Below are 2,845 nucleotides of genomic sequence, written 5' to 3'. Positions count from 1 at the left end.
TTTGACTATTTTTTGCCGAAAATCAATGGAGTAAGGTTTCATTTTTAACTTTGATGCACTGGTTTTACTGTACTACACTTACCTGCAATCTGCTGTATCTCTTGGTAATCTCTTAACATGAATTCTACTGCAATTCAACCTTGCCTTGATTCGCCAACTCTTTTGCTCTGGTGTGGGAATCAAACTTTAATTTATTATCCCACTGCTTTGCTTTGTTGAACTTTTCAACAGCGCCATTAATATCATTATTTTGCGCTAACTTCTCACCTTGGATGAGTAACGCTGTCGCCCCTTGCGCCAAACGAGATGGAGTTTGGCACGATCGCAACTCTTCTAAGACTTCTGGATGACCAATGAAGTAATTATTCAGCAAATTGCAACCACTGTGTAATAAATTATCGAAATTCAAATCCCATAAAATTATTGTTTTGTCAGCACTAGCAGAAGCTAACTGTTGTCCATTGGGGCTGTAGGCGACGCTAATGACCGCACTGCTATGACCAGTCAGGGTTTTGAGGAGTTGACCACTACTGACATCCCAGATTTTGATCGTCTTGTCATCACTTGCAGAAGCTAAGTATTGTCTATTGGGGCTGTAAGCGACGCTATTGACCCAACTGCTATGACCAGTCAGGGTTTTCAGGAGTTGACCACTGCTGACATCCCAGATTTTGATCGTCTTGTCATCACTTGCAGAAGCTAACTGTTGTCCATTGGGGCTGTAGGCGACGCTATTGACCGCACTGCTATGACCAGTCAGGGTTTTGAGGAGTTGACCACTGCTGACATCCCAGATTTTGATCGTCTTGTCAGAACTTGCAGAAGCTAACTGTTGTCCATTGGGGCTGTAGGCGACGCTATTGACCCAACTGCTATGACCAGTCAGGGTTTTGAGGAGTTGACCACTGCTGACATCCCAGATTTTGATCGTCTTGTCAGAACTTGCAGAAGCTAACTGTTGTCCATTGGGGCTGTAGGCGACGCTATTGACCCAACTGCTATGACCAGTCAGGGTTTTGAGGAGTTGACCACTGCTGACATCCCAGATTTTGATCGTCTTGTCAGAACTTGCAGAAGCTAACTGTTGTCCATTGGGGCTGTAGGCGACGCTATTGACCCAACTGCTATGACCAGTCAGGGTTTTGAGGAGTTGACCACTGCTGACATCCCAGATTTTGATCGTCTTGTCAGAACTTGCAGAAGCTAACTGTTGTCCATTGGGGCTGTAGGCGACGCTAATGACCGTATCGCTATGACCAGTCAGGGTTTTCAGGAGTTGACCACTGCTGACATCCCAGATTTTGATCGTCTTGTCAGAACTTGCAGAAGCTAACTGTTGTCCATTGGGGCTGTAGGCGACGCTATTGACGTAACTGCTATGACCTTCTAAAGTATTCACCTCGATCGCACGGTTTTCTTTCTTCTCATTTGGCTTTAAATAAACCGCTTGCTGTAAAGTTAACACGGTTTGCATTCGGGTATCGCTTCTGTGCTGTGCCCAAATTGTATGCTTGAGTTTGCTACCTGCCCTTAAGGCTGTTATTAAAGCATCTGGATGTTGTCCAGAAACAGCAAAGGCCTCAGAAGAATTATTGATGGCGTTAATTTGACTAATATTTGCCTCTAGTTCCCGTTGGAATGTTGTCACTGCTAATCCAGCAAATCCTAAACCTGCGGCGACGGAACTAAAAAGGGCGCGTCTAAGAAACTTATTCAGTTTCGTCTCACTAATTTTTCTTTGTTCTCGTTCCTTTTCCAGTTGCGCCATTACCTGCTTTAACTTCGGTTCCTGTTGCTGGCAGATAAAGGTGGCGATGTAGTCATGTACGAGTTGATAACGGTCGGCGGGGTTTTCTGGTAGCAAAACCACTAAACCGGATTGGACAAAAATCTCTAAAATCAAATCTAATTTGCTGATTTCAACAGCTTTATCTTCCCTAGCCTCTGATCCCCCCGCCTGCGGCGACCCCCTTAAAAAGGGGGTTGAAAGACTAAAGCCCCCCTTTTTAAGGGGGGTTGGGGGGATCTCCGAGAAGTATGCGAACAAATCGCGTTCCAACTCAGCGCGAGTTTTTAACGGGCGAGTTCCTTTTTCATCGGTCAGCAAATACAGTAATATGTCTGCTGCTTGCTGATTTTCTTCACCGCAATCATTAACAACTTCATGCAAATAACGCTTAACTAATTCGTCCTTAGTGCCACGCTGCCGATATTCTGTCAGAGTTGTAATATTCTCTGTTTGCAGTTGCGCCCCCACAACCTGCAACTCAATGGGACGAACTTCACCCAATTCTCCGGCTAAATCTTGTACCAGTTGTTCAATTAAAGCAGGTTCTAAATGAAAGCTAGTATTTTCGGTTAAACGCTGAATAATTGACTTGGTATCAGCAGGTGAGAAGTTCCCCAACTTGTAAAGCACATTATTACTGAGAATGTCATTGCCAATAATCTTGAGACTGGACAAATCATTGCACTCTAGCAAGTAATGGATGTAATCTACCCGCAGCGATAAGATAACCTTCACCGATAGAACATTCAAACACTCTCCCAGAAACTCAAAGAATTGCTTTCTTTGTGCAGGTTCGGTGTAAACGAAGAAAAATTCCTCAAATTGATCGAAAATTAGGACTGTGCGGAGGTTACGCTGTTCGTTTTCTTTAAGTATGGATATCAAATATTGCGGAGTTCCGAGTTCTGAGGGTGGAAGTTGACCTTCTGAGGGTGGAAGTTGACCTTCTGAGGGTGAAAGTTGACCTTCTGAGGGTGGAAGTTGACCTTCTGAGGGTGGAAGTTGACCTTCTGAGGGTGAAAGTTGACCTTCTGAGGGTGGAAGTTGACCTTCTGA

Annotated in this window: 1 protein-coding gene; it reads right to left on the bottom strand. The window is 44.5% G+C overall.

Features of this window, described 5'->3' with window-relative positions; all coding sequences use genetic code 11:
* Window positions 1-124: 124 nt before the first annotated feature.
* Window positions 125-2,845 (bottom strand): WD40 repeat domain-containing protein (locus RM368_RS35260; protein WP_322698363.1); only part of this gene is annotated, 2,721 nt, incomplete at its 5' end.

This window comes from Nostoc sp. DedSLP03 (assembly GCF_034530815.1).
Lineage (GTDB): Bacteria > Cyanobacteriota > Cyanobacteriia > Cyanobacteriales > Nostocaceae > Nostoc.
The sequence above is the reverse complement of the archived record's forward strand: the minus strand, read 5'-3'. Positions and strand labels throughout refer to the sequence as shown.